We start from the raw sequence: 25,400 nt of genomic DNA on the forward strand, positions 1-25,400 counted from the left end.
CTTCAATCATGCTGGCTGTGCGACAGGTTCCAGGGAACCCTTGGGCGCAGTGATGGTGCGATAGGCGTTGTAGGCCATCAGCAACATGCCGGTGACGAAGAAGCAGCCACCCAGGAAGCGCACGAAGTAGAAGGGATAGGAGGCTTGCAGCGCTTCCACGAAGCTGTAGGTCAGGGTACCGTCGTCGTTGACTGCACGCCACATCAGACCCTGCATCACGCCGGAAATCCACATGGAGACGATGTAGAGCACGGTGCCCACGGTCGCCAGCCAGAAGTGAATGTTGATGAGGCGGATGCTGTACATGCGGCCCTGCTCGAACAGGTTCGGGATCAGGTGATAGACGGCGCCGATGGATACCATGGCAACCCAGCCCAGCGCGCCGGAGTGGACGTGACCGATGGTCCAGTCGGTGTAGTGGGAGAGCGCATTGACCGTCTTGATCGCCATCATGGGACCTTCGAAGGTGGACATGCCGTAGAACGACAGGGACACGATCAGGAAGCGCAGGATGGGGTCATAACGCAGTTTGTGCCAGGCGCCGGACAGGGTCATGATGCCGTTGATCATGCCGCCCCAGGAGGGGACGAACAGGATCAGTGACATCACCATGCCCAGCGATTGGGCCCAGTCAGGCAGCGCGGTATAATGCAGGTGGTGCGGACCGGCCCAGATATAGAGGGAGATCAGCGCCCAGAAGTGCACGATGGAGAGGCGATAGGAATAGACCGGACGTCCCGCCTGCTTGGGCACGAAGTAGTACATCATGCCGAGGAAGCCGGCCGTCAGCAGGAAGCCGACCGCGTTGTGGCCGTACCACCACTGCACCATGGCATCCATGGCACCGGAATACATGGAGTAGGACTTCATGCCGGAGACCGGCACCTCCATGTTATTGACGATGTGCAGCACGGCGACCGTGATGATGAAGGCGCCAAAGAACCAGTTCGCCACATAGATGTGGGAGGTGGTGCGCTTGGCCAGGGTTCCGAAGAAGACGACGGCATAGGCAACCCAGACTATCGCGATGGCGATGTCGATGGGCCACTCCAGTTCGGCGTATTCCTTGGAAGTGGTGTATCCCAGCGGCAGCGAGATGGCGGCCGACAGGATAATGGCCTGCCAGCCCCAGAACACGAAGGAGGCGAGTTTGCCACCGAACAGCCGGGTCTGACAGGTGCGTTGCACCACGTAGAAAGAGGTTGCCATCAGGGCGCTGCAACCAAATGCGAAGATGACCGCGTTGGTATGCAGGGGACGTAGGCGGCTGTAAGTCAGCCAGGGGGTGTCGAAGTTAAGGGCAGGCCAGATCAACTGGGCTGCGATCAGTACGCCTACCGACATGCCGACAATTCCCCAGACGATCGTCATAACGGTGAACTGGCGCACAACGGTGTAGTTGTACTCAGGGTGGTTTGTTGTATGGCTCATCGTTGTTTTCCGCTTCCGATGCTGTTGTTTGTTTTTTGTCCGGTGACCTGGACCATTTTCACCCCATATTTGCAAAATTCTCTCGTTAACATCTGTTAATAAAAGGAAAAGCAAAAGGTGGTTAAATGAAAATTCATTGAGAATGATACTGAACTGACCGGTAAAATAACAGTACAAACAGTGATATATTTGGCTCCGACGGGTCTCGTGCCTGCCAGTTTTTACCTTGCGCGAGATCACGAAAATGGCATTTTTTAAGTACCTTACAAGGCTGTTTTTTCATGAAAGAGAGACTCACTTCACGCAAAATCGGACACTTGGCGATAGTTTTGGCTATTTTGCTCTCCCTGGTGGCCTATCGAACCTGGTTTGCGGCCCCGCAGACGACAGTCGCGGCGGGAACAAATGATCAGATTTGTGATCTGTCCCACAGCCCGTGCCCTCTGCTGGTCGGCGATAAGACGCTGACGGCCGGCGTCGCGACGCTGCCGGTCAAGGCTGAACATGACTTTGTTGTGCATCTTCAGGGCGGAGATCCGGCCATCACCCCGGTCAGCGCCTGGCTGGAAGGCAAGGAGATGTTCATGGGCCGCATCCCGGTGCAGTTTGAGGCGCAAACGGGCGGCTGGCAGGGGACGGCCCAAGTCGGTTCCTGCACCTCGGCGACCATGACCTGGCTGCTCAATATCGAGTGGAGCAATGGCCAGCGCCAGCAACTGGCGCTCAGCGTTTCCCGTTAACGGTCGTCAGTTTGGGGCCCAGAAGGGGGTAATAAGTGAAATTTGATTTGAATTTTTCAGGCAGGACGGTACCTTGCAGTGATTATCAAGGAGTGAAGTTCATTTAATCATGATTGAAAAACAAGCATTTTATCGCACCCTCAACCAGCAGGCCCAGGCGCTGCTGGAAGGGGAGCCGGACCTTGTCGCCACGCTGGCGAACCTCTCCGCCTTGCTCAACCAGGAGCTGACCGACATCAACTGGGTCGGCTTTTACCTGCTGCAAGGGGATACCCTGGTGCTCGGCCCCTTCCAGGGCAAACCGGCTTGCGTGCGCATTCCGGTCGGACGGGGTGTCTGCGGCACCGCGGTGGCCGAGGGCAAGACCCAGCTGGTGGACGACGTACACCAATTCGTGGGTCACATCGCCTGTGACGGTGCCAGCAACTCGGAAATTGTGATCCCGTTGCGCCGCGCTGGCGAGATCATCGGGGTGCTGGATATTGATAGTCCAGTTTTTAACCGTTTCGACCAGGAGGACCGGATTGGCCTCGAAGAAACGGTGCAAATTTTGGAAAGCATGCTCTAAGTCATTGCTAGATGGTTCGCAAAAGGCCCCAAGCTCTCTATAATAGGGCCTTTGTTGTGTTCGGGGCTGCCCCGTACGTCTATATGAAAGCCAAGGTTATACATGGAAAACACTGAAAAGCTGAAGAACAGTAAAGAGATCGTTGCCTACCTGGTCGAGAAATTCCCGGCCTGCTTCATCGCTGAAGGAGAGGCCAAGCCACTCAAGATTGGCATCTTCCAGGATCTGGCCGCGCGTCTTGCTGACGACGAGAGAGTCTCCAAGACCATGCTGCGCTCTGCTCTGCGTCAATACACCTCCAGCTGGCGTTACCTGCATGGCCTCAAGGCTGGCCAGGCCCGTGTCGACCTGGATGGCAATCCGGGTGAAGTGCTGACCGAAGAGCACATCGAACATGCCAAGCAGGCGCTCAAAGAGAGCAAAGAACGTGTCTTTGCCAGCCGCCGTACCAACACCAAGGAAAAGGAAGACAAGCCAAAGCAGCCGCGCCGCAACGCGCCGCGCAAGGCTGACGCCGCCCGCTCCGACAAGCCCAAGGCTGCTCCCAAGGCCGCGCCTGTAGCCGAGGCCCCGCTGGTCAAGGTTGATGCCGCTACGCTGAAAGTGGATCAGGGTGTGCGCGTGGTGCTGGGCAAGTCTCCTGTGCCTGCGACCATCAAGGAAGTGACCAAGGATGACGTACAGGTTCAATTGCAGACCGGCATGATGTTGCGGGTCAAGTTCGAGCATCTGGTTCTCTAAGGAGACGAATGTTGAAGCATGGCGTAATTCGTTTTTCCCTCGTTGCCTGTAGCCTGGCGCTTGCCGGGCTTGCACAGGCCATCGAGCCGGTGCTCAAGGAAAGTGATTTGCCTGTGTTGGCTCAAGAGAGCCAACATGCTACGGCCAGCAAGCGAATTGCCAATCTGTTTACCCGCTCTCACTACAAACAGTTCAAGCTGGACGATGCCTTTTCCTCCGTGATCTTCGACAAGTATCTGGAGAATCTGGACTACAGCCGCAACCTGTTTTTGGCCTCTGACATCAGCCGTTTTGAAAAATACCGTACCGGTTTTGACACCGACCTCGAAAGAGGGCGGCTGGCGCCGGCCTACGAGATGTTCAACCTGAGTCAGCAGCGGCGTTACGAGCGGTTCGAATACGCCCTTAAACTGCTCGACACTCCCTTCGATTTCACCCAGAAAGATAACTACATCTTCGATCGGGAAGGGGCTGCCTGGCCCAAGGATGAGGGCGAGCTCAACGAGCTGTGGCGCCAGCGGGTCAAGTTCGACGCCCTGAGCCTCAAGCTCAGCGGCAAGGAGTGGCCCGAGATCAAGGAGCTGCTTGGCAAGCGTTACAACAACGCCATCAAGCGGATGTCCCAGACCGAGAGCGAAGACGTGTTCCAGCTCTTCATGAACTCCTTCGCCCGTGCCATCGAGCCACACACCAGCTATCTGTCGCCGCGCAGTGCCGATCGTTTCAACACCGAGATGAACCTCTCGCTGGAAGGGATAGGCGCCGTGTTGCAGGCGGAGGATGACTTCACCGTCATTCGCTCCCTGGTGCCCGGTGGCCCGGCCGCCAAGTCCAACCACCTCAAGCCCGATGACAAGATCACTGGCGTGGGGCAGGACGACGGCAAGATTGTCGATGTCATCGGCTGGCGTCTGGACGACGTGGTCGAACTCATCAAGGGCCCCAAAGGCAGCAAGGTGAAGCTGGAGATCCAGCGCGGCAAGGGCGCCAGCGCCAAGACCGAGCTCATCGAGCTGACCCGTGACAAGGTGCGTCTGGAAGACAGGGCCGCCAAGTCCAAGGTGATTAACGCGGAAGGCAAGAAGATAGGGGTACTCGAGATCCCGAGCTTCTACGTCAATCTGCACGACGATGCCATCAAGGAGCTCTCCAGCCTCAACAAGCAGAAGATCGATGGCCTCATCGTCGATCTGCGCGGCAACGGCGGCGGTGCCCTGACCGAGGCCTCGGCCCTGAGCGGCCTGTTCTTCGCCAGCGGTCCCGTGGTGCAAATTCGTGATCACATGGGCCGTATCACGGTCAATGGCGACGACGATGGCAACGTCTACTACGGCGGCCCCATGTCGGTGATGATCGACCGCTACAGCGCCTCGGCTTCCGAGATCTTCGCCGCCGCCATGCAAGACTACGGCCGCGCCCTGATCCTCGGCGAGAACTCGTTCGGCAAGGGCACGGTGCAGCAGCATCGCAGCCTCGCCAAGGTGTACGACTTCTACGAGCAGCCGCTGGGTAGCGTGCAGTACACCATCGCCAAGTTCTACCGGATCAACGGTGGCAGCACCCAGAACAAAGGCGTGGCACCGGACATCGGCTTCCCCACCGCCGCCTCGGCGGATGAGACCGGGGAGAGTCAGGAGTTCAACGCGCTGCCCTGGGATCAGATTGCCTCGGCCAGCTACGGCAAACTTGGGGACTTCAGCAGCCTGTTGCCCAAGCTGAAGGCGGATCACGAGGCGCGGATCAACAAGGATCCCGAATTTGCCTACGTGATGCAGGACATCAAGGAGTATCAGGCGGACAAGGACAAGAAGTCCGTCTCCCTGAACGAAGCCGAGCGGCTGGCCGAACAGGCCAAGCAGGACGAGAAGGCGCTGGCGCGAGCCAATGAGCGACTGACCCGTCTTGGCAAACCGACGGTGAAGAGCCTGGATGCCTTGCCGACCGATTTCGAGGCACCGGACGAGTATCAGGTTGAGGCCGCCAACATCACGGCGGATCTCGCCAGCCTGAGCAAGAAAAGCTGACGGTTATCACAGACATCTGTGCTGAAAAGGGCGACTTAGGTCGCCCTTTCTTTTTGTCTGCGCCGGGCACGGAATGCAAACTATTTGACCCTGCCGATCGGTTGTGACAGCCTCTGACACGTCTATAACAACGCGTGGAAGCAGATAATAATGACCGATCACTCCCAGGCCATGACGGCCAAATATCGCCAGGACTACCGGGCGCCGCTCTACTGGATCGACAGCATCGATCTCGACTTCCAGCTGCAGGAGCCGCTGACCCAGGTCACCGCCATCTCCCGCCTGCGCCGCAACGGTGAGCACAAGGAGCCGCTGGTACTGGACGGTGAGGGACTCTCCCTGCACAGCATCAGCGTGGATGGCGTGCCTTTTGCCCAATTCGAGCAAGGGGAGAGCAGCCTGACCCTGTTCAACCTGCCGGCCGAATGCGTGCTGACCATAGTCACCCTGCTGGATCCCGCCGCCAACACCGCGCTGGAAGGGCTCTACAAATCCGGCGACGCCTACTGCACCCAGTGCGAGGCCGAGGGTTTTCGTCGCATCACCTATTACCTCGACCGCCCCGACATCCTGGCCCGTTACAGCACCCGCATCAGTGCCGACAAGGCCAAGTACCCCTTCCTGCTTTCCAACGGCAACAAGGTGGCGAGCGGCGATCTGGACGGTGGCCGTCACTTCGTGCAGTGGCAGGATCCTTTCCCCAAACCCAGCTACCTGTTCGCCCTGGTGGCCGGCGACTTCGACGTGGAGCACAACCACTACATCACCCAGAGCGGCCGCAAGGTGGCGCTCGAGATCTTCGTCGACAAGGGCAACCTGGACCGCGCCGGTTTCGCCATGGAGAGCCTCATCAATGCCATGCGCTGGGATGAGCAACGCTTCGGGCTCGAGTACGATCTCGACATCTATATGATCGTCGCGGTGGACTTCTTCAACATGGGCGCCATGGAGAACAAGGGGCTGAACATCTTCAACTCCAAGTTCGTGCTGGCCAACCCCGCCACCGCCACCGACACCGATTATCACGGCATCGAGCGGGTCATCGCCCACGAATACTTCCACAACTGGACCGGCAACCGGGTCACCTGCCGCGACTGGTTCCAGCTCAGCCTCAAAGAGGGGCTGACGGTGTTCCGGGATCAGGAGTTCTCTTCCGATCTGGGTTCGCGCGGGGTCAACCGCATCAACAACGTGCGCACCGTGCGCGGCCCGCAGTTTGCCGAAGACGCCGGCCCCATGGCCCACCCCATCCGCCCGGATGTGGTGATCGAGATGAACAACTTCTACACCTTGACCGTCTACGAGAAGGGCTCCGAAGTCATACGCATGCTGCACACCCTGCTGGGTGAAGCCGCGTTCCAAGCCGGCATGAAGCTCTACTTCGAGCGCCACGACGGCTGTGCCGCCACCTGTGACGACTTCGTGCAGGCGATGGAGGATGCCTCCGGCGTGGATCTCGGCCGTTTCCGCCGCTGGTACAGTCAGTCCGGCACCCCCGAACTGACGGTGACGGATGACTATGACGCGGCCACCGGCACTTACCGCCTGCACGTGCGCCAGCACACCCCGCCGACCCAGGATCAGCCGCAGAAGCTGCCGCTGCACATCCCGCTGGACATCGAGCTGTATGACCAGCAGGGCGCGGTGATCCCGTTGCAGCATCAGGGCGAGCAGATCGGCCAGGTGCTGAACGTGCTGGAAGAAGAGCAGACCTTCGTGTTCGACCGGGTGCCGGTCAAGCCGGTTCCCTCCCTGCTGCGGGACTTCAGCGCGCCGGTCAAGCTGCACTATGACTACAGCGACGAGGCGCTGGCGTTCCTGATGCGCCATGCCCGCAACGAGTTTGCCCGCTGGGATGCGGCCCAGATGCTGGTCAACAAGGCGGTGATCGCCGGTGTGGCCCACGTCGGGCAAGGGCAGGATGTCCCTGTCTCCCAGTCCCTGCTGGCCGCCTTCGTCGCCATCTTCGATGACGCCGCGCTGGACTCGGCCCTCAAGGCCGAGATCCTGGCGTTGCCGGGGGAGGCGACCCTGGCCGAGCTGTTTGACACCGCTGACATCGACGCCATTCACCGGGTGCGCAATGCCATCCACGGTCAACTGGCCGAGGCCTTCGGCGCGCGGCTGGCGGCGACCTACCAGAGCCTGCGCCTGACCGGTTATCGGGTGATCCACGAGGATGTAGCCAAGCGTGCCCTCAAGGGGGTGGTGCTCGGTTATCTGGCGGCGCTGGATCCGGTCCAGGCCGATGCCCTGGTGCGCGAGCAATACGCCGCGGCGGACAACATGACCGACACCCTGGCGGCGCTGCAGGTGGCCAACGGCTATCTGCTGCCGTGCCGCGCCGAGCTGCTGGCCGACTTCGAGGGCAAATGGGCTCACGATGGCCTGGTGCTGGACAACTGGCTGCGACTGGTTGGCAGCAAACCGGCCGCCGATGTGCTGGTCGAGGTTCGCCAAGCCATGGCGCACCCCACCTTCAGCATCCGCAACCCGAACCGGCTGCGGGCCCTGGTGGGCAGCTTTGCCATGAACAACCAGGTGCAGTTCCACGCCAGGGATGGCAGCGGCTACCGCTTCCTGACCGATCTGTTGATCGAGCTCAACGAGGTGAACCCCCAGGTGGCATCGCGTCTCATCACCCCGCTCATTCAGTTCAAGCGGCTCGATGAGCAGCGCAAGACCCTGGTCCGCGCCGAGCTGACGCGCCTGGCCACGCTGGATGGACTGGCGCGCGATCTGTTCGAGAAGGTGAGCAAGGCGCTGGCGCAGTAATCGGCAACCTGGCCTTGAACGCGGGCAGGGGAGTCAGGCTCTCCTGCCCGTTTCATTGTGACAAGCCCCGACAGGAGGAGCACCCGCCATGAGGCAATATACCTTTCGACTGACCTTGAACCACGAGGAGATCATGCTGATGTATCAGGGCCATGCCAAGCGGCTGGTGGTGCGTACCGAGCAGGGGCTGACTCTGGAGCTTGGGCTGGAGAAAATTCGACCATTCGTCACATTGAGTGGTGTATCTGGCTACTTTTCGCTTCAAACCCAGGACGATCACCGCTTCGTCAGCCTGAAACGCATAAATTAACAAAAACAGAACATATTTCCGAGTAATTATCCGCTTTACATCATTATCTATCCGGTTAATTGGCCTAAAGCCAGTTGGATTTTCTGATTTTTGGCGACTTGGCAAAATTTACCACAACCCAAGTCGTGATCTGCCCCTTGTTTTTAACATCTCGTTATCACCTTTGCTCGCCTTCCTGGATCCAAGCCATTACACTTCGCAGCAACTCTGTACCGGCGGGCATCCAGGGTGGATGCCGCCGTGTCGGTGATGTCGTCCGAAAAGGAAACTAGCAATGGCATTGAAAGACGCCCCTACCTCAGTTCTGCTCGAAAACGTTCTCAGCCTGATCCACCAAAAGTTGCCCAAGAAGAGTGCCTCTCTGGTCGAGTGCTTCGTTGCCAAGTTCTACGGCAACATGGCCAGCACCGATCTGCACGATCGCAATGACAGCGATCTCTACGGGGCGGCCCTGAGCCTGTGGAATGCGCTCAACCTGCGCAGCGGTACCGACCCCTATATCCGGGTCTACAACCCCGAGCTGACCCGCCACGGATGGCAATCCCCCCACACCATCGTCGAAATCATCCTGCAGGATTCCCCCTTCCTGGTGGATTCCATTCGCATGGCCTTGAAGCGCCGGGGCATCACCGCCCACATGATGCTGCACCAACCGCTGCACCTCATTCGCGGCAGCGAAGGCAAGATAGGTGCCATCCTGGATCTGGACAACACCGCCGAGCAGACGTCGGTAGAGACCGCCTTCCTCATCGAGATCGATCACCTCACCGGTGAAGATGAGATGGAGGCGCTGACCGCCGAATTGAACTCCGTCGCCGGTGAAGTGGCGCTGGCGGTGGGGGACTGGCAGCCGATGCTGGCCCGTCTCAACGAGATCATTGCCGAGCTGCCCAAGCGCAAGAACCCGGTCAGTCAGGCCGAGGTGGACTCCAGCGTTGCCTTCCTGAAATGGGTAGCGGCCAACAACTTCACCCTGATGGGCTATCGACGCTATGACGTCAAGGCGGTGGAAGGGGATCACGAGATCCTGCCGCTGGCGGAGTCGAGCCTGGGGCTGATGAAGAACTCCATCAAGGACGAGGGCCAGCGCCTGGGCAACATGCCCGCCAGCGCCCGCCACGCGGCCCTGAGCTCCTCCTTGCTGATCCTCACCAAGTCCAACAGCAAGGCCCGCGTTCACCGCCCGGCCTATGTGGATTACATCGGCATCAAGCGCTTCGACGAGCACGGCAAGGTGGTGGGGGAGGATCGTTTCATCGGTCTCTACGCCTCTTCCATCTACAACACCAGCGCGACCCAGATCCCGCTCATCAGCCACCGTCTCGAACGCATCATGGCCGCCTCCGGTCACGAGAAGGGCTCCCACGCCTACAAGGCACTGCTGAACGTCTTGGAGACCTACCCGCGCGATGAGCTGATCCAGGCCCGCGAGGAAGAGCTGCTGGCCACCGGTCTCGGCGTGCTGGAGATGCAGGAGCGGGACATGCTGCGGCTGTTCGTGCGCCGGGATGTGTACGGTCGCTTCTTCTCCTGCATGGTCTATGTCACCAAGGAGCGCTACAACACGGCGCTGCGAGTCAAGACCCAGCAGATACTGCAGCAATATTTCGGCAGCAACGACGAGGTGGAGTTCAACGTCTACTTCTCCGAAGGCGTGCTGGCGCGGACCCACTACATAGTGCGGGTCAACAATAACAACGTGGATGTCGATGTGAACGAAGTACAGAACAACCTGATTGAAGCCGCCCGCAGCTGGGATGACCGCCTGGATTCCGTGCTGCTTTCCCACTACGGCGAGGCCCGTGGCAACGCCCTGCGCCGCCGCTTCAGCACCGCCTTCCCCCGCGCCTACAAGGAAGACGTGCTGCCGGGCTCCGCCGTGGCCGACATCATGGCCCTCGACAGCCTGAGCGAAGCCGAGCCGCTGGGTATGCTGTTCTATCGCGCTCAGGAAGAAGAGAACGATCGCCGGGTCCGTCTCAAGCTGTTCCACCGCACCGAGCCCATTCACCTGTCCGACGTGCTGCCCATGCTGGAAAACATGGGGCTGCGGGTCATCGGCGAGACGCCGTACCAGGTGCGCACGCCCGCCGGCGAGGTGTTCTGGATCCTGGACTTCTCCATGCTGCTGCGCGGCGATCAGCCGTTCAGCCTGGCCCAGAGCCAGCAGCGCTTCCAGCAGGCCTTCGCCGCCATCTGGAACAAGACTCTGGAAGATGACGGTTTCAACCGTCTGGTGCTGGGGGCCGGCCTCTGTGGTCGCCAGGTCTCGGTGCTGCGGGCCTATGCCAAGTACATGCGCCAGACCGGGGTCTCCTTCAGTCAGTCCTACATCGAGGAGACGCTGACCCGTTACCCCGACATCGCCCAGCTGCTGTTCACCCTGTTCGATCTGCGCCTGAACCCGGCCGTGAAACAGGACGCCAAGGCGCAGACCAAGCTGCACGAGCAGCTGGCCGCCAAGCTGGATCAGGTCGCAAACCTGGACGACGATCGCATCATTCGCCGCTACATGGAGATGATCGACGCCACCCTGCGCACCAACTTCTATCAGCTGGACAGCGAGGGCAACATCAAGCCCTACATCTCCTTCAAGCTGGCCCCCTCCAGCATCACCGACATGCCGCTGCCGCTGCCGAAATTCGAGATCTTCGTCTACTCGCCGCGCGTGGAAGGGGTGCATCTGCGCTGGGGCAAGGTGGCTCGTGGCGGCCTGCGCTGGTCCGATCGCAAGGAAGACTTCCGCACCGAGGTGCTGGGTCTGGTCAAGGCGCAGCAGGTCAAGAACACCGTCATCGTGCCGGTCGGTGCCAAGGGGTGCTTCTATTGCAAGCAGATGCCGGTGGGTGCCCCGCGCGCCGTCATTCAGGAGGAGGGCAAGGCCTGTTATCGCCTGTTCATCCGCGGCCTGCTGGACGTGACCGACAACATCATCGCCGGCGAGGTGATCCCGCCCCGTGATGTTGTGCGCCACGATGAGGATGACTACTACCTGGTGGTCGCCGCCGACAAGGGCACCGCCACCTTCTCCGACATCGCCAACGAGCTGAGCCACGAATACGGTCACTGGCTTGGCGATGCGTTCGCCTCCGGCGGCTCGGTCGGCTACGACCACAAGAAGATGGCCATCACCGCCCGCGGCGCCTGGGAATCGGTCAAGCGTCACTTCCGCGAACTCGGCCTCAACTGCCAGACCACGGACTTCACCTGCGTGGGGATTGGCGACATGGCGGGGGACGTGTTCGGCAACGGCATGCTGCTGTCCGAGCACACCCGGCTGGTGGGCGCCTTCAACCACATGCATATCTTCATCGACCCGACGCCGAACGCGGCCAAGAGTGTCGTCGAGCGCCAGCGCCTGTTCGACCTGCCGGGCTCGAGCTGGGATGATTACAACCGCGAGCTGATCTCCGAAGGCGGCGGCATCTTCCTGCGCTCGGCCAAGTCCATCAAGCTGAGCCCGCAGATGCAGACCCTGCTCGGCACCGACAAGGCGAGCATGGCGCCGAACGAGCTGATCAAGGCGCTGCTGTGCCTGAACGTGGATCTGCTCTGGAACGGCGGCATCGGTACCTATGTGAAGAGCGCCCGCGAGAGCGATGCCGACGTTGGCGATCGCAGCAACGACGTGTTGCGGGTCAACGGCCGCGATCTGCGCGCCCGCATCGTGGGGGAGGGCGGCAACCTCGGCTTCACCCAGCTCGGCCGGGTGGAATACGCGAGCCAGGGCGGTCACATCAACACCGATTTTACCGACAACGTGGGCGGGGTGGATTGCTCCGACAACGAGGTCAACATCAAGATCCTGCTCAACCAGCTGGTGGCCGCGGGGGACATGACCCTCAAGCAGCGCAACCAGATGCTGTACGAGATGACGGACGCGGTGGCGCAAGTGGTCATCACCAACGCCTATCGCCAGTCCCAGTCCATCTCGGTCACCGCCTTCCGCGGCGCCGAGCAGCTGAAAGAACAGCAACGCTTCATCCAGGGGCTAGAGCGTGAAGGCAAGCTGGACCGCGCCCTGGAGTTCCTGCCCTCCGATGAGGACTTGTCCGAGCGGATGGCGGCAGGACAGGGTCTGACTCGTCCAGAGCTCGCCGTGCTGGTGGCCTACGGCAAGATGGTGCTCAAAGAGCAGCTCAACTGCCCAGAGGTGACCGAGGAGCCCTTCCTCGCCAACATGCTGGTGACCAGCTTCCCGCTTCAGCTGCAGCAGCGCTTCGGTGCCCAGTTGGCCCAGCACCCGCTGCGCGGCGAGATCATCGCGACCCGGGTTGCCAACATGCTGGTCAACGACATGGGGCTCAACTTCGCCAGCCGGATGAAGGACGAGACCGGGGCCTCCGTGGCCGAAGTGGCCTGCTGCTTCGCCATGGCCCGCGAGGTGTTTGGCCTCAATCAGCTGTGGCGTGACATCGAGGCATGCGACAACCTGGTGGATGCCAATACCCAGCTCGAGCTGATGTTCTACAGCCGTCGCATCGTGCGCCGCGCCACCCGCTGGTTCCTGCGTGCCCGCAATCGCAGCTGGAGCATCAGCGAAAACATCGCCTTCTTCCGCCCGGCCTTCGAGACCCTGGGGGAGCATCTCTACGAGGTGATGGACGAGAGCGAAGTGGCCGAGCACCAGCAGGCGGTCGCCATCCTGGTGGCCAAGCAGGTGCCCGAGCACATCGCCCGTCAGGTGGCACACATGAGCAGCCTGTTCTCCAGCTTGGATCTCGCGCAGATTGCCGCGGAGCACAAGACCGATATCCTGCTGGCCGCCAACGTCTACTACCGCCTCGGCGCCAAGCTGGATCTGCACTGGTTCCTCGAGCAGATCAACCATCAGCCGGTGGGCAACCACTGGCAGGCGATGGCCAGGTCTTCCTTCCGCGAGGATCTGGACTGGCAGCAACGCAGCCTCACCTCAGTGGTACTGGAAGGGTGCAAAGAGCAGGGAGAATGCGCTACCATACTGGCCGACTGGATTTCGGAGCATGAGCAACTCTTGTCCCGTTGGACCCACATGTTGGCCGACTTCAAGACCACCAGCACTCACGAGTTCGCCAAGTTCTCGGTGGCCTTGCGGGAGTTGAACCTGCTCCAGTTGAATTGCCGAACCTCGATATAACGTCTGTTGGCATCATCACGAGCCCCGGCCAGTCGCCGGGGCTTTTTTAAGGAGCAAACATGCTGTACCCCCTCGCCAGGCATTTCCTGTTCAAGCTCAATCCGGAACGGGCGCACGATCTCTCCATCAAATATTTGCCCCGCCTCCTCGGTACACCACTCGATTGTTTCTTCCGTCATTCACTGCCCAAACGCCCCGTCACCTGCATGGGGCTTAATTTTTCCAATCCGGTGGGTCTTGCCGCCGGTCTGGATAAAGACGGGGAGTGTATCGATGCATTTGGCGCCATGGGATTCGGTTTTATCGAAGTGGGGACAGTGACCCCCAAACCCCAGAGCGGAAATGACAAACCCCGGCTATTTCGGGTTATTCCGGCCGAGGGGATCATCAACCGGATGGGATTCAACAACAAGGGCGTCGATCATCTAGTAGCCCGGGTCAGGGAAGCCAAATATCAGGGCGTCATCGGCATCAATATCGGCAAGAACAAGGACACCCCCATCGAGCAGGGCAAGGACGATTACCTGATCTGCATGGATAAGGTTTATGATCATGCCGGTTATATTGCGGTCAATATTTCCTCGCCCAACACCCCGGGTCTGCGTCAATTGCAATACGGCGAGGCGCTCGATGAGTTGCTGGCGGCGCTGAAGGTTCGACAACAGGAACTGGCGGCGAAATATAAGAAGTATGTGCCGCTTGCCGTCAAGATTGCGCCGGATCTCAGCCTGGATGAAATTAGCCAGGTGGCAGCGTCCTTGATCAAAAACGGGATCGATGGGGTCATCGCCACTAATACCACCCTGGATCGTGAGATGATTTATGATCTGCCCCACGCCGGTGAGGTGGGTGGTCTGAGCGGACGTCCCCTGCAGCACAAGAGCACCGAAGTGATCCGCCAGCTGGCCAAGGCGCTGGACGGGGCGTTGCCGATTATCGGGGTCGGGGGCATCGACAGTGCCATGGCCGCCCGGGAGAAATTGGCCGCGGGTGCCACACTGGTCCAAATTTACAGTGGGTTTATTTATAAGGGCCCGAGTCTGGTCAAAGAGATCGTCACCCATATTTAAAAAATAATCCGTTGCCCTTATTTAAAGTTGCTCAAATTCTCGACATGGAATAAAGTCGAGTAACGGCTTAAGTAAGGGCAACTTCATGTGCATCCAACCTAATGACAATTGGCAGTGGCATTACGATGCCCAAGATGATCGTCTGATGCTGGATTTATCCGATCGCATGATATTTGTAACCGAATATAAAGGGCGACAGCTTGTGCCCTGCTCCTTCACCACCCAGCCATTCTGTGTGGACGATGCCGCCCTCTATTATCAGCTGATGGACAAGATCGCCGAACTCAATTGGAGTACACCCCATCAGGTTCAACTGGTACTGAATGCCATCGCCGTCAGCCGCTTTTATAAACCCTTGATGCCGCAAAGCTGGTTCTTTAATGAACAGCATGCGCAATGTTTACTTGAGACAGGCTCTCTGGTCTGCATGCAGACCCTCCATGGTAATGGCGAATTCATGGTGATCGAGGCGGGGGAGCAGGCGAGTGTCTGCCTGAACCTGACCGAGGATCTGATATTGACCACCAGCAAGATCCTGCCCAGGTTCGGGGTGATCAAGGTGATGAATAATCGCATGCAAGTGAGGGCTGCCCCAGCGGCGCAATATCGGCAAGTCAGCTGACGGATAAAGCAATCGTCAGACAGATCCTTTATGGGTGTTTATTTTCTATTCCTTTCTTCCATCTTCCTATCTCCGGTTATTGCTGCGCTGCGACCCTATGAACTTGCCGGTTCATCGAGGGAAAGGTGGCAGCACGCCATGCTGCTTCATATCGATAAAACAGTTCAACGCTGCTGCCAGATTGCGCGATAGGCACATAACCTAGGGGCACAGGCCGGATGTCGACGATATCCGACCCTTCCCTTGGCCGCTCTCCAGACCGCTGGCCCTTTATATTCCCGTGGAGCCCAAGGTTCGGATGCCGAGTGCAGGCCGATAAGGTATAATGCGGCACTATTTTTATGGCATCCCCGTGAGCGTGATGAAAGAATTCTTTGCAACCTGCCCCAAGGGGCTGGAAAACCTGTTGGCCGACGAGCTGACCACCCTGGGCGCAGAGCAGGTCCGTGAGACCGTGGCTGGCGTGCATTTCAAAGGCGAACTGGCGATGGGCTACAAGGCCTGCCTGTGGAGCCGTTTTGCCTCCCGCATCGTGCTGGTGCTGTCCGAATTCCAGATGAACGACGATCTGGATCTTTACCTCGGCGCCCACACCATCCCCTGGGAGGAGCATTTCCCCGGCACCTCCACCATAGCGGTGGACTTCACCGGTACCAACCCCGCCATTCGCAACACCCAGTACGGCGCCTTGAAGATCAAGGATGCCATCGTCGATCGCTTCACCAAGCGTGGCCACGTGCGCCCGGACATCGACAAGAAGTCGCCGGATATTCGCATCATGGCGCACCTTGGCAAGGGCAAGGCCAACATCACCCTGGACCTGTCTGGTCCGGCTCTGCACCAGCGTTTCTATCGCCAGGGCACCGGCGAGGCGCCGCTCAAAGAGAACCTGGCCTGCGCCATGATAGCCCGCAGCGGTTGGGCCGGTGAGCCGATGATGGATCCCATGTGCGGCTCCGGCACCCTGCTTATCGAAGCGGCCTTCATCGCCGCCGACATGGCACCGGCCCTGCGCCGCGAGCGCTTCGGTTTCGACCGCTGGCTGCAACACGACGCTGAACTGTGGCAGAGCCTGATGATGGAAGCCCAGGTCCGTGCCAAGCGCGGCATGCAGCGCTGTGAGGCCAAGCTGTTTGGTTGCGACGCCGATCCGCGGGTGCTGATGAAGGCGCGAGACAACGCCAAGGCAGCCGGCGTGGCCCATCTCATCACCTTCAAGCAGGCCGACGTGACCGCGCTGGAGAATCCGCTGCCCAAGATTGCCCTCGACGCCGCGGCGCCGCAGGATGAGCAAGCGCTGGCACAGCCGGTGGGGATGCTTATCTCCAACCCGCCCTATGGCGAACGTCTCGGTGAATTCCCGGCCCTGCTCGAAGTGCATCAGGCGCTGGGCGATGCCCTGCGTCGCAGCTTCCAGGGCTGGCGCGTCTCCATTCTGTCCGCCTCACCGGAATTGCTGAGCTGCCTGCGCCTGCGGGCCGACAAGCAATACCGGTTGTTCAACGGCGCGCTGGAATGCCAGCTGCGCAACTACCAGATAGCGCTGGACTCCGTGGCCTCCCAGAAAGAGGTGGCCCAGGACTTCGCCAACCGTCTGCGCAAGAACCTCAAGACCCTGGAGAAGTGGGCGAGCAAGGAGGGCATCGACTGCTATCGCATCTACGATGCGGACTTGCCGGAATACAATGCCGCCATCGACCGCTATCAGGATTACCTGGTGGTGCAGGAGTACGCCGCGCCCAAGGACATCCCCGCCCAGAAGACCCGTCAGCGTCTGCTCGACATGGTACAGGCCGCCATCAAGGTGACCGGCATGGACGGCGAGAAGGTGATCCTCAAGGTGCGTGAGCGCCAGGAAGGCAAACAGCAGTATCAAAAGCTCTCCACCGAGCAGCACCGGATGGAGGTGCAAGAGTACGGCGCCCGTCTCTGGGTCAACCTCTATGACTACCTGGATACCGGCCTGTTCCTCGATCACCGTCAGACGCGCCGCATGCTGGGCCAGATGGCCAAGGGCAAGCGCTTCCTGAACCTGTTCGCCTACACCGGCAGTGCCACCGTGCACGCGGCGCTGGGCGGTGCCAGCGAAACCACCACGGTCGACATGTCTTACACCTACCTGGATTGGGCGCAGGACAACATGCGTCTGAACCTGCAGGTCGGTCGTCAGCATAAATTCGTGCAGGCCGACTGCCTGAAGTGGCTCTCTGACGCCGATGGGCAATACGATCTCATCTTCATCGATCCGCCCACCTTCTCCAACTCCAAGCGGATGGACGAGAGCTTCGACGTGCAGCGCGATCACCTGTTGCTGTTGCAACATCTCAAGCGACTGCTGGCCACTGGCGGCACCCTGGTGTTCTCCAACAACAAGCGTCACTTCAAGATGGACCTGGCCGGTCTGGAGGCCGCGGGTCTCAAGGCCCAGAACATCACGAACAAGACCCGGCCGAAAGACTTCGAGCGCAACGTACATATCCATAACTGCTGGTTGATCACCCACGCAGACGACACGGTAGATGCCGGCTGATGCTGACCCTGTTTCATACCGACGGTTGCCACCTGTGCGAGCAGGCCTGGCAGCTGGTGGAAGAGGCGGGATTGACCGCGCAGACCCGCCAGTGCGACATCATGGAGGATGCCAGCTGGTTGGCGGCGTATCGGGTACGCATTCCGGTGTTGCGCGACGGATCTGGCCGCGAGCTGGGCTGGCCCTTCACCCTGGCAACGCTCAATGCCTGGGTGGCCGCCACCCAGGCTCAGGAAAAATAGGCCGGCCAGCCTCAGGCAAACAGCATAACGAGGAAGAGGGCCGGCACTATCCGGCCCGCTTTTTCATGAAAGATAAGGAAAAGACATGGCTTTATTGACATTGCACGGCGCTCATCTGTCGTTCAGTGATTTCCCGCTGCTCGACAATGCGGAACTGGCGATCGAGCGCGGTGAGCGTCTCTGTCTGGTGGGACGCAACGGGGCGGGCAAGTCCACCCTGATGAAGGTCATCGCCGGCGAACTGCCCCTCGATGACGGTCGTCTGGTATTGCAGCAGGATCTGAAGGTGACGCGCCTCGAGCAGGATCCGCCCGCCTCGAGCGATCTGACGGTGTTTGACTATACCGCCGAAGGCTTGGCCGGGGTGGGGGAGTTGCTCAAGCAGTATCACCATATCGCCATCGAGCTCGGCCACGATCCCTCCGACGCCAACATCCGCAAGATGAGCGAGCTGCAAGAGCAGCTCGATTATCAGAATGGCTGGCAGCTGGAGACCCGCATCAGCCAGGTGCTGACCCTGCTCAATCTCGATCCCGATGCGACCCTCGACAGTCTCTCCGGTGGCTGGCTGCGCAAGGTGGCGCTGGCCCGCGCCCTGGCCTGCGATCCGGATCTGCTGCTGCTCGACGAGCCGACCAACCACCTGGACATCGACGCCATTCACTGGCTGGAAGAGTTTCTGAAAGACTTCCGTGGTGCCATCGTGTTCATCTCCCACGATCGGGAGTTCATCCACAAGCTGGCGACCCGGATCATCGACCTGGACCGCGGCGAGATCACCTCCTGGCCCGGCAACTACGACCAATACCTGCAAGGCAAGGAAGAGTGGCTGCGGGTCGAAGAGCTGAAAAACGCTGAATTCGATCGCAAGCTGGCGCAGGAAGAGGTGTGGGTTCGTCAGGGGATCAAGGCCCGCCGCACCCGTAACGAAGGCCGGGTGCGCGCCCTCGAGGCGATGCGCATGGAGCGGAGTCAGCGCCGCGAGCTGCAGGGCAAAGCCAAGCTGCAGATGGACGATGTGAATCGCTCCGGCAAACTGGTGTTCGAGACCGAAGGGCTCGGTCTGGACTTCGGCGATCGTACCCTGTTCCAGGGGCTGGATCTGCAGGTGCTGCGCGGCGACAAGATTGCACTGGTCGGCCCCAACGGTTGCGGCAAGTCCACGCTGATCAAACTGCTGCTGGGCCAACTCGAACCCAGCCGTGGTGTGGTCAAGGGCGGTACCAAGCTGGAAGTGGCTTATTTTGACCAGTATCGCGATCAGCTCGATCCCGAGCAGACGGTGATGGAGAACGTGGGGGAGGGCAAGCAGGAGGTCATGGTGCGTGGCCGCTCTCGCCACATCCTGGGTTATCTGCAGGACTTCCTGTTCGAACCCAAGCGGGCTCGGACCCCGGTCAAGGCCTTGTCAGGGGGCGAGAAAAACCGTTTACTGTTGGCCAAGCTGTTCTTGAAGCCCAGTAACTTGTTGATTTTGGATGAACCAACCAATGATCTGGATGTCGAAACGCTGGAATTGCTGGAGGAGCTGTTGTCGGATTATCCCGGCACCCTGCTGCTGGTCAGCCATGATCGTCGTTTCATCGACAACACGGTCACCGGTTGCTGGCTGTTTGAAGGGGATGGCCGGATCAGCGATTATGTGGGCGGCTATGCCGACATGATGGAGACCCGAGCCCTGCAAGAGGCGCAGCAGGCAGTCAAGGCCGCGGCCCCCAAAGTGGCAGAGCCTGTCGCGGCGGCGGTGGAGCCGGCGAAAAAAACACGTAAACTCTCTTACAAGTTGCAGTTGGAGCTGGATAATCTGCCGGCCCGACTGGAACAGCTGGAGACCGAACTTGATGCCCTGCAGGCCGAGGTGAATGACCCCGGTTTCTTCTCCTTGCCTGCGGAGCAGACCCAGCTCAAGCTGGATGCATTGAATGCAGCAGAGGCTGCACTGGAACACGCCTTCTCCCGTTGGGAGGAGTTGGAAGCGTTGAAACATCAAGACTAAGGAAGTAGATGAAAAAGCAATTATCCATGCTGGCCATGTTGGTCGGCGCCAGCCTCAATGCGCAGGCGGCACAGAGCTCCTTTTTCACCATTGTTGATGCGTCTGACAAGGGATATGCCAGCGGGATCAGCGCCGATGGCAACAGCCTCATCGGGATCAATACCAGGAACAACCTGGCCGAGTATTTCTCGACCGTGAGATCTGCCGACTTCCTGGTCGATCGCTTCAGCTTCGAGCAGGGCTGCATGCTGTCTGATGATGTGTGCAACACCTTCTGGGATGAGGGCCCGACGCCGACCTACGCCTATCAGTGGCGCCGTGACTTCCTCGATGGCCTCGATCAGCGCAGCAACGTCGGTGTTGTGGTGAGCACAGAAACCGATGGTCTGGTGACCGGTCTGGGTGACACCGCCACCGATCGCGTGGGTTACAAGATGGACGGCAAGCTGCGTACCGCCTTCGCCGTCGTCAATGACGCTAATCCGGTTGAACTCAAGGATGGTGCCAGCACTCACAGCTTGAGTGTACCGACCGCCATCAAGAAGCTCGACAGTGGCAAGTATCTGGTGACCGGCACGGCCGCCAGCGGCCAGTATCGTCATAACGTCGGCGGTGATTTCTATAACTGGTGCTTTGCCGGCAATGATGATGAGTACGGTGACTTCCGCTACTGCCCGGGTGTCGATACCCAGGCCAGCTTCTGGTTGCTCAACGCCAGCGGCGGCTTCAACAAGCTGATGCAGGCCCCCGACTATGCCCATCGACGCGATGAGGTGCTGCAGACGGCTTCGGCGCTCGACGCGGGCGAATACAAGGGCACCCTGTACGGGGTGGGCTACAGCTCCACCGGTGAAGTGGGTTCCGGCGATCTGGATGGCCGTAACTTGGCGAGCTTCTGGACCCTGGATCCGGATGCCGGCACCGTGGGCACCACCCAGCGGATCCCGCTGCCGGAAGGGGAGCCAGGAAAAGATGACGAGAAGCTGCAGCACAGCTGGGCGGTGAGCATCAACAAGAATGGCTATGTGATCGGTAACCAGCGCTGGAGCATCAATAAAGGCCAGAACCGGCCGATCGAGATGTTCTTGTTCAATCTGGCTGCGCCGACCACGGCAGCTGCGATTCCCTTGCAAGACAGCCCGCTCAGTGGCTCGGGATCCGAGGGGGCGGCCATCAACGATCACAACATGGTGGTCGGCTGGCGTGATTCCCGTCATCAGACTCAGCCGGTGGCCAATGGTACCAACCGTATGCAGGAGGCTTTCCTGCTCAATGCGGCTGCCCCGAATAACAGCTGGTACCTCAACGATCTGATCTGTGGACTGGATGATGCCGGGGCCAAGCAGTGTAGCCAGAATGGCTATTACTACCACATTGCCTATGCCAGCGGCATCAGCACCGATGGCACCATCTCGGCGACGGCTTATCGCTACGGCAGTGAGAGCGATCTGAACAACCGTGCCAACGCCACCGTAGTAGCCGTCAAGTTGCAGCCGGTTGTGGCCGATTATGAAGGCAACACGCCCGCCAACTATGTGGTCAGCAACGCGCCGGTCAATAACCAGACCGGTCAGGATGGCGAAGGTAGTGGCGGTGGCAGCCTGTTCTGGTTGACTCTGCTGGCAGTGCCGTTTGCCTGGCTGCGCCGTCACCCACGATAAAATGAAGTGTCATGAAAAATTAATGCAGTTCAGTATCTTGTGTCACAGGGCCTGAATAGCATGGAATTTTTTGTTTGACCCTTTTCCTCCTCTGGGGTAAAGATGAAAGCGACCGGTGAAAACTTGGTCGCTTTTTTTGTTCCACGAAGAGGGTCGTAGATGATGAAGAGACAGAAACGGGACCGTCTGGAGAGAGCTCGCGCTCGTGGTTATCAGGCTGGCGTAGTCGGCAAACAGAAAGAAGCGTGTCCGTACCAATGCTTGGATGCCAGAGGGCATTGGCTTGGTGGTTGGCGCGACGCCATGGAAGGGCGAGGCTCAGGCCTTTTCATGAAGTAACCGATACTTCATCACTCATTGCAAAAGGAAAGGGGCCATGGCGGCCCCTTTACGTTGTCCCTGAACACACATAATACCCGGCGGAGATCCGCTCCCTCGTCCCTGCATCACTTGTCATGACAAAAGCAAAGGGGCCCGTTGTGGCCCCTTTGCATGGTTCATACACACCGGTGATCAGAAGGCGGTGGTGTCCTTGAACAGACCCACTTTCAGGTCGCTGGCACTGTAGATGGGACGACCATCTACCTCTACCACGCCATCGGCGATGCCCATCACCAGCTTGCGGTTGATGACACGCTTGAAGGTGATCTTGTAGGTGACTTTCTTGGCGGTCGGCAGGATCTGGCCGGTGAATTTCACTTCACCCACACCCAGTGCCCGTCCTTTGCCCGGGCCGCCTTTCCAGCCAAGGAAGAAGCCGACCAGTTGCCACATGGCATCGAGGCCAAGGCAGCCTGGCATGACGGGATCGCCCGGGAAATGGCAGTCGAAGAACCAGAGATCCGGGGTGATGTCGAGCTCGGCGATGATCTCGCCCTTGCCATGTTCACCACCGTTGTCATTGATCCTGACGATGCGATCCATCATCAGCATGTTGGGGGCGGGCAGCTGGCTGTTCCCCTCACCAAATAATTCGCCACGGCTGCAGGCCAGCAGCTCTTCGCGGGTAAACGAATCTTTGCCTTGTTCACACAGGGAGAGGCGGGGATGAGTGGTGTCGTTATCTAGGGTCACGCTGTTTATCCTTCATATGGGTCAAAGCCGGGCCAATTTAGCTTACAGTTGTTCGCTAAACAACTCCGATCTCTTCATTTACAGGCCGAATAGGCGGCCGAACAGACTGCGCAGCAGCCCATTTTTGGGGGATGAGCCATTGAGTTCATCCAGTCTTTCCTGGATCCGACCAAACAGAGTATCCGGCATGTCCGGTTCACCCGCCACACAGCCGGTCAGCAACTCGATGGCATCTTCCACATGATCCACCGGGTGGATATGGAACTGGCCCGCTTCGACGGCGGCAATCACCTCGTCGGACAGGTTGAGTTGCTGGGCATTGGTGCCGGGCAGCAGTATGCCTTGCTTGCCGGTGATGCCATGGATCTTGCATACCCGGAAGAAGCCTTCAATCTTCTCGTTCACGCCGCCCACCGCCTGCACGTTGCCGAACTGATCCACCGCGCCGGTCACGGCGAAGTGCTGATAGATGGGCTGGCGGGCGAGGGCAGAGAGCAGGGCACACAGACCGGTCAGGGAGGCGCTGTCTCCATCGATCTCGTGGTAGGACTGCTCGAATACCAGGTTGGCCGAGAGGGGCGAGGGGTTCTCTGCACCAAATTTGTTGGAGAGATAACCGTGGATGATCATCATCGCCTTGGCATGAATGTGTCCGGCAAGCTCAGCCTTGCGCTCGATGTCCGCCACATCCCCATCCCCAAGGTGCACGGTCGCGGTCAGACGCACGGGCTCACCGAAATCATAGGGGTGACCGGCCACCTGTATGACCGACAGACCGTTGATCTGGCCAACTTCCTCGCCGTCGGTCTGTAGCAGAATCTGGCCGTCGATGACGCCCTGATCGGATTGCTCCACCAGGTAGTTGAGGCGGTAATCCTGCTCTTCCAGGGCGAGCAGAATGTGCTCATCGGTCACCTCGGGCGCCTCCAGCTCCCGTGCTAGACTGTCGGCCATGCGCATGATGGCGCTGAGCTGCACCTCGGAAAGCGCGAGCCACTCCTGATGGTCGCACAGGCGGCTGGCATGACGACACAGGGCGAGGAGGGCGGCAGGCGTGAAGTCCAGCAGATTCCAGCGCTGGCGCAGCCAGGCCAGGTATTGCAGGAAGGCCGGCAGATCCTCGTCAATCTCCACCTCGGACACCAAGTCGGCCCGCAGGAAGATGCGCTCAGACATGTCTCTGTCCAGCATCTGGAATTCGGCCACCTCGAGACGATCGCCGACCAGGATCAGCTTCAGCCGAATGGGCGTGGCTTCCGGGGTGAAGAAAGGCGTCAGCGTCTTGCCTTCCTGATAGGCATTCCAGTCCAGCTCACCCTTGAACATGGCATTCTTGAGCTTGAACCAGAGGTGGGGCTGATCCAGCAGCTCATCGAGTTGCAAGATGAGATAGCCGCCGTTGGCTTCGCGCATCAGGCCCGGTTCCAGCAGGTGCTGGTTGGCGTAGACGGAGCCTTGTTCGGTCTGGTAGTTGATGGAGCCGAACAGGGTGTCCCAGTTCAGATCCCGGCCATAGATGACGGGGGCTTGCTGTTCCTCGTGATGGATCAGCAGGTTGATGAGCACCGGATGCTGGAACTCAAGCCCCTGAGCCACATGGGCCGCCAGATCGGAGAGAAAATCCACGATCTTGGGGTCATTTTCCTGTTTGCGGATGATCCTGGTGACCAGGCGCTCGGCATCCAGGTGATGGCTCATCAACTTGAGCAGTTCGCCAACCATCTCGCAGAACTCAAACCCGGTACCGGGTTGCAGGCGCAACCAGATAGGTTTGAACGGGTTGTTGAGGTTCTCGGTGTAGCAGAGATCGAACAGATCACCATCTTTGCCGTTGGAGGCGGCGATCAGAATCTGGCAGACACTCTCGTAATCCGCGCCAGGGAAACCGTTGAGCAACATGACCGGGCAGTCGCCATCAAAACTGGCCAGTCGCTTGATGCCAGAAATAGCTCTGGGTTGCAGGGCCGCGAAAGGGATAGGTTCGAGTTCGCTAAGCGCAGGAAACTGCTCAATCGTAAAAGCGGGTTTTAATTGTTCTGATGTTAATTCAGCCACTTAAGACATCCGGTCGAGGATAGGATCAATTGTTTCCATTATACACAGTTCGACTAGCGGGAACAGGAATCAAGCACATTCAATTTAACATAATGTACATTATGCGCGGTTAGGTCAGGCCCGGGGTTTGGCGCCAGGAGCACAGCCATACCAAGGGCTAGCGCCGCACTGGTGCCCTTGGTGTACTTTGCCAGGATGTCGTACCAAGCCTGTTTTAGCTCGGGATCTGTCTCGCGAACGGCCGCCAGACTTAACAGCACCTCCTGCACGTCCATTCCGATTTCCTGGGCAATCTTTTTCGCAGTCGCATCAGTGAGTTGCATCTTGCCAGTGGTAAGGCTGGAGATGTGTGACTTGGTAAAACCAAGCTCAGCGGCGACTTGCTGATACTGGCTGAACTTTTTGGCTCTCATGTAAGCCTGAATCAGTGCTTTAGAGTCCATAT

General features: G+C 59.3%; 18 protein-coding genes. 14 read left to right on the forward strand and 4 right to left on the reverse strand.

Going from position 1 to position 25,400, the window contains the following annotated elements; genetic code table 11:
- Window positions 1-6: 6 nt before the first annotated feature.
- A complete protein-coding gene (gene ccoN, locus ACZ9IL_RS06690) occupies window positions 7-1,431 on the reverse strand; it encodes a cytochrome-c oxidase, cbb3-type subunit I (RefSeq protein WP_476002809.1) in 1,425 nt (474 codons plus the stop codon).
- A gap of 281 nt (window positions 1,432-1,712) precedes the next feature.
- Between ccoN and ACZ9IL_RS06695 the strand changes: the two genes are divergently transcribed.
- The 14 genes from ACZ9IL_RS06695 (at window position 1,713) to rmf (ending at window position 22,165) form a co-directional block, all read left to right on the forward strand.
- Complete coding sequence (locus tag ACZ9IL_RS06695) at window positions 1,713-2,171, forward strand: hypothetical protein (RefSeq protein WP_476002810.1); 459 nt, start codon at window positions 1,713-1,715, stop codon at window positions 2,169-2,171.
- 109 nt (window positions 2,172-2,280) lie between these two features.
- Window positions 2,281-2,739, forward strand: coding sequence for a GAF domain-containing protein (locus ACZ9IL_RS06700; protein WP_476002811.1), 459 nt, complete (start codon window positions 2,281-2,283; stop codon window positions 2,737-2,739).
- A gap of 102 nt (window positions 2,740-2,841) precedes the next feature.
- A complete protein-coding gene (gene proQ / locus ACZ9IL_RS06705; RefSeq protein ID WP_476002812.1) occupies window positions 2,842-3,480 on the forward strand; it encodes an RNA chaperone ProQ in 639 nt (212 codons plus the stop codon).
- Between the two features lie 8 nt (window positions 3,481-3,488).
- On the forward strand, window positions 3,489-5,504 hold the full coding sequence (gene prc / locus ACZ9IL_RS06710; protein ID WP_476002813.1) for a carboxy terminal-processing peptidase: 2,016 nt from the start codon (window positions 3,489-3,491) through the stop codon (window positions 5,502-5,504).
- A 150-nt stretch (window positions 5,505-5,654) separates the two neighbouring features.
- On the forward strand, window positions 5,655-8,279 hold the full coding sequence (gene pepN / locus ACZ9IL_RS06715; RefSeq protein ID WP_476002814.1) for an aminopeptidase N: 2,625 nt from the start codon (window positions 5,655-5,657) through the stop codon (window positions 8,277-8,279).
- Window positions 8,280-8,367: 88 nt separating this feature from the next.
- Window positions 8,368-8,589: a DUF2835 family protein gene (locus ACZ9IL_RS06720; RefSeq protein WP_476002815.1), complete on the forward strand. Its 222-nt coding sequence runs from the start codon at window positions 8,368-8,370 to the stop codon at window positions 8,587-8,589.
- A gap of 274 nt (window positions 8,590-8,863) precedes the next feature.
- The gene (locus ACZ9IL_RS06725) at window positions 8,864-13,705 is read left to right on the forward strand and encodes an NAD-glutamate dehydrogenase (RefSeq protein WP_476002816.1); all 4,842 of its coding nucleotides are present in this window, start codon (window positions 8,864-8,866) and stop codon (window positions 13,703-13,705) included.
- A 59-nt stretch (window positions 13,706-13,764) separates the two neighbouring features.
- The gene (pyrD, locus tag ACZ9IL_RS06730) at window positions 13,765-14,775 is read left to right on the forward strand and encodes a quinone-dependent dihydroorotate dehydrogenase (protein WP_476002817.1); all 1,011 of its coding nucleotides are present in this window, start codon (window positions 13,765-13,767) and stop codon (window positions 14,773-14,775) included.
- An 85-nt stretch (window positions 14,776-14,860) separates the two neighbouring features.
- A complete protein-coding gene (locus ACZ9IL_RS06735; RefSeq protein WP_476002818.1) occupies window positions 14,861-15,397 on the forward strand; it encodes a cell division protein ZapC in 537 nt (178 codons plus the stop codon).
- Between the two features lie 325 nt (window positions 15,398-15,722).
- Window positions 15,723-17,927 carry a bifunctional 23S rRNA (guanine(2069)-N(7))-methyltransferase RlmK/23S rRNA (guanine(2445)-N(2))-methyltransferase RlmL gene (gene rlmKL / locus ACZ9IL_RS06740; protein ID WP_476002819.1) on the forward strand — a complete coding sequence of 735 codons (2,205 nt, stop codon included), beginning with the start codon at window positions 15,723-15,725 and terminating at the stop codon, window positions 17,925-17,927.
- Window positions 17,927-18,169 (forward strand): glutaredoxin family protein, encoded by a 243-nt coding sequence (locus ACZ9IL_RS06745; protein WP_476002820.1) that lies wholly within the window; start codon window positions 17,927-17,929, stop codon window positions 18,167-18,169. The genes rlmKL and ACZ9IL_RS06745 overlap by 1 nt, the downstream gene beginning before the upstream one ends.
- Before the next feature lie 85 nt (window positions 18,170-18,254).
- On the forward strand, window positions 18,255-20,165 hold the full coding sequence (gene uup / locus ACZ9IL_RS06750; protein WP_476002821.1) for an ATP-binding cassette ATPase Uup: 1,911 nt from the start codon (window positions 18,255-18,257) through the stop codon (window positions 20,163-20,165).
- An 8-nt stretch (window positions 20,166-20,173) separates the two neighbouring features.
- Entirely contained in the window at window positions 20,174-21,826 is a 1,653-nt protein-coding gene (locus ACZ9IL_RS06755; RefSeq protein ID WP_476002822.1) for a DUF3466 family protein, read from the forward strand.
- A gap of 159 nt (window positions 21,827-21,985) precedes the next feature.
- A complete protein-coding gene (rmf, locus tag ACZ9IL_RS06760; protein ID WP_005315693.1) occupies window positions 21,986-22,165 on the forward strand; it encodes a ribosome modulation factor in 180 nt (59 codons plus the stop codon).
- A gap of 174 nt (window positions 22,166-22,339) precedes the next feature.
- Here rmf and fabA read toward each other — a convergent pair whose 3' ends face one another.
- The 3 genes from fabA to ACZ9IL_RS06775 form a co-directional block, all read right to left on the reverse strand.
- A complete protein-coding gene (gene fabA / locus ACZ9IL_RS06765; RefSeq protein ID WP_476002823.1) occupies window positions 22,340-22,900 on the reverse strand; it encodes a 3-hydroxyacyl-[acyl-carrier-protein] dehydratase FabA in 561 nt (186 codons plus the stop codon).
- A gap of 78 nt (window positions 22,901-22,978) precedes the next feature.
- Window positions 22,979-24,955, reverse strand: coding sequence for a Lon protease family protein (locus tag ACZ9IL_RS06770; RefSeq protein WP_476002824.1), 1,977 nt, complete (start codon window positions 24,953-24,955; stop codon window positions 22,979-22,981).
- Between the two features lie 53 nt (window positions 24,956-25,008).
- A complete protein-coding gene (locus tag ACZ9IL_RS06775) occupies window positions 25,009-25,398 on the reverse strand; it encodes a helix-turn-helix domain-containing protein (RefSeq protein WP_476002825.1) in 390 nt (129 codons plus the stop codon).
- Window positions 25,399-25,400 lie beyond the last annotated feature (2 nt).

It is taken from the genome of Aeromonas sp. TECH754, from assembly GCF_056279295.1.

Excerpts from the sequence above, each read along its gene's own strand:
- ccoN (WP_476002809.1), bottom strand. The coding sequence starts at position 1,431 with ATGAGCCATACAACAAACCACCCTGAGTACAACTACACCGTTGTGCGC.
- ACZ9IL_RS06695 (WP_476002810.1), top strand. The coding sequence starts at position 1,713 with ATGAAAGAGAGACTCACTTCACGCAAAATCGGACACTTGGCGATAGTT.
- ACZ9IL_RS06700 (WP_476002811.1), top strand. The coding sequence starts at position 2,281 with ATGATTGAAAAACAAGCATTTTATCGCACCCTCAACCAGCAGGCCCAG.
- proQ (WP_476002812.1), top strand. The coding sequence starts at position 2,842 with ATGGAAAACACTGAAAAGCTGAAGAACAGTAAAGAGATCGTTGCCTAC.
- prc (WP_476002813.1), top strand. The coding sequence starts at position 3,489 with ATGTTGAAGCATGGCGTAATTCGTTTTTCCCTCGTTGCCTGTAGCCTG.
- pepN (WP_476002814.1), top strand. The coding sequence starts at position 5,655 with ATGACCGATCACTCCCAGGCCATGACGGCCAAATATCGCCAGGACTAC.
- ACZ9IL_RS06720 (WP_476002815.1), top strand. The coding sequence starts at position 8,368 with ATGAGGCAATATACCTTTCGACTGACCTTGAACCACGAGGAGATCATG.
- ACZ9IL_RS06725 (WP_476002816.1), top strand. The coding sequence starts at position 8,864 with ATGGCATTGAAAGACGCCCCTACCTCAGTTCTGCTCGAAAACGTTCTC.
- pyrD (WP_476002817.1), top strand. The coding sequence starts at position 13,765 with ATGCTGTACCCCCTCGCCAGGCATTTCCTGTTCAAGCTCAATCCGGAA.
- ACZ9IL_RS06735 (WP_476002818.1), top strand. The coding sequence starts at position 14,861 with ATGTGCATCCAACCTAATGACAATTGGCAGTGGCATTACGATGCCCAA.
- rlmKL (WP_476002819.1), top strand. The coding sequence starts at position 15,723 with ATGCGGCACTATTTTTATGGCATCCCCGTGAGCGTGATGAAAGAATTC.
- ACZ9IL_RS06745 (WP_476002820.1), top strand. The coding sequence starts at position 17,927 with ATGCTGACCCTGTTTCATACCGACGGTTGCCACCTGTGCGAGCAGGCC.
- uup (WP_476002821.1), top strand. The coding sequence starts at position 18,255 with ATGGCTTTATTGACATTGCACGGCGCTCATCTGTCGTTCAGTGATTTC.
- ACZ9IL_RS06755 (WP_476002822.1), top strand. The coding sequence starts at position 20,174 with ATGAAAAAGCAATTATCCATGCTGGCCATGTTGGTCGGCGCCAGCCTC.
- rmf (WP_005315693.1), top strand. The coding sequence starts at position 21,986 with ATGATGAAGAGACAGAAACGGGACCGTCTGGAGAGAGCTCGCGCTCGT.
- ACZ9IL_RS06775 (WP_476002825.1), bottom strand. The coding sequence starts at position 25,398 with ATGGACTCTAAAGCACTGATTCAGGCTTACATGAGAGCCAAAAAGTTC.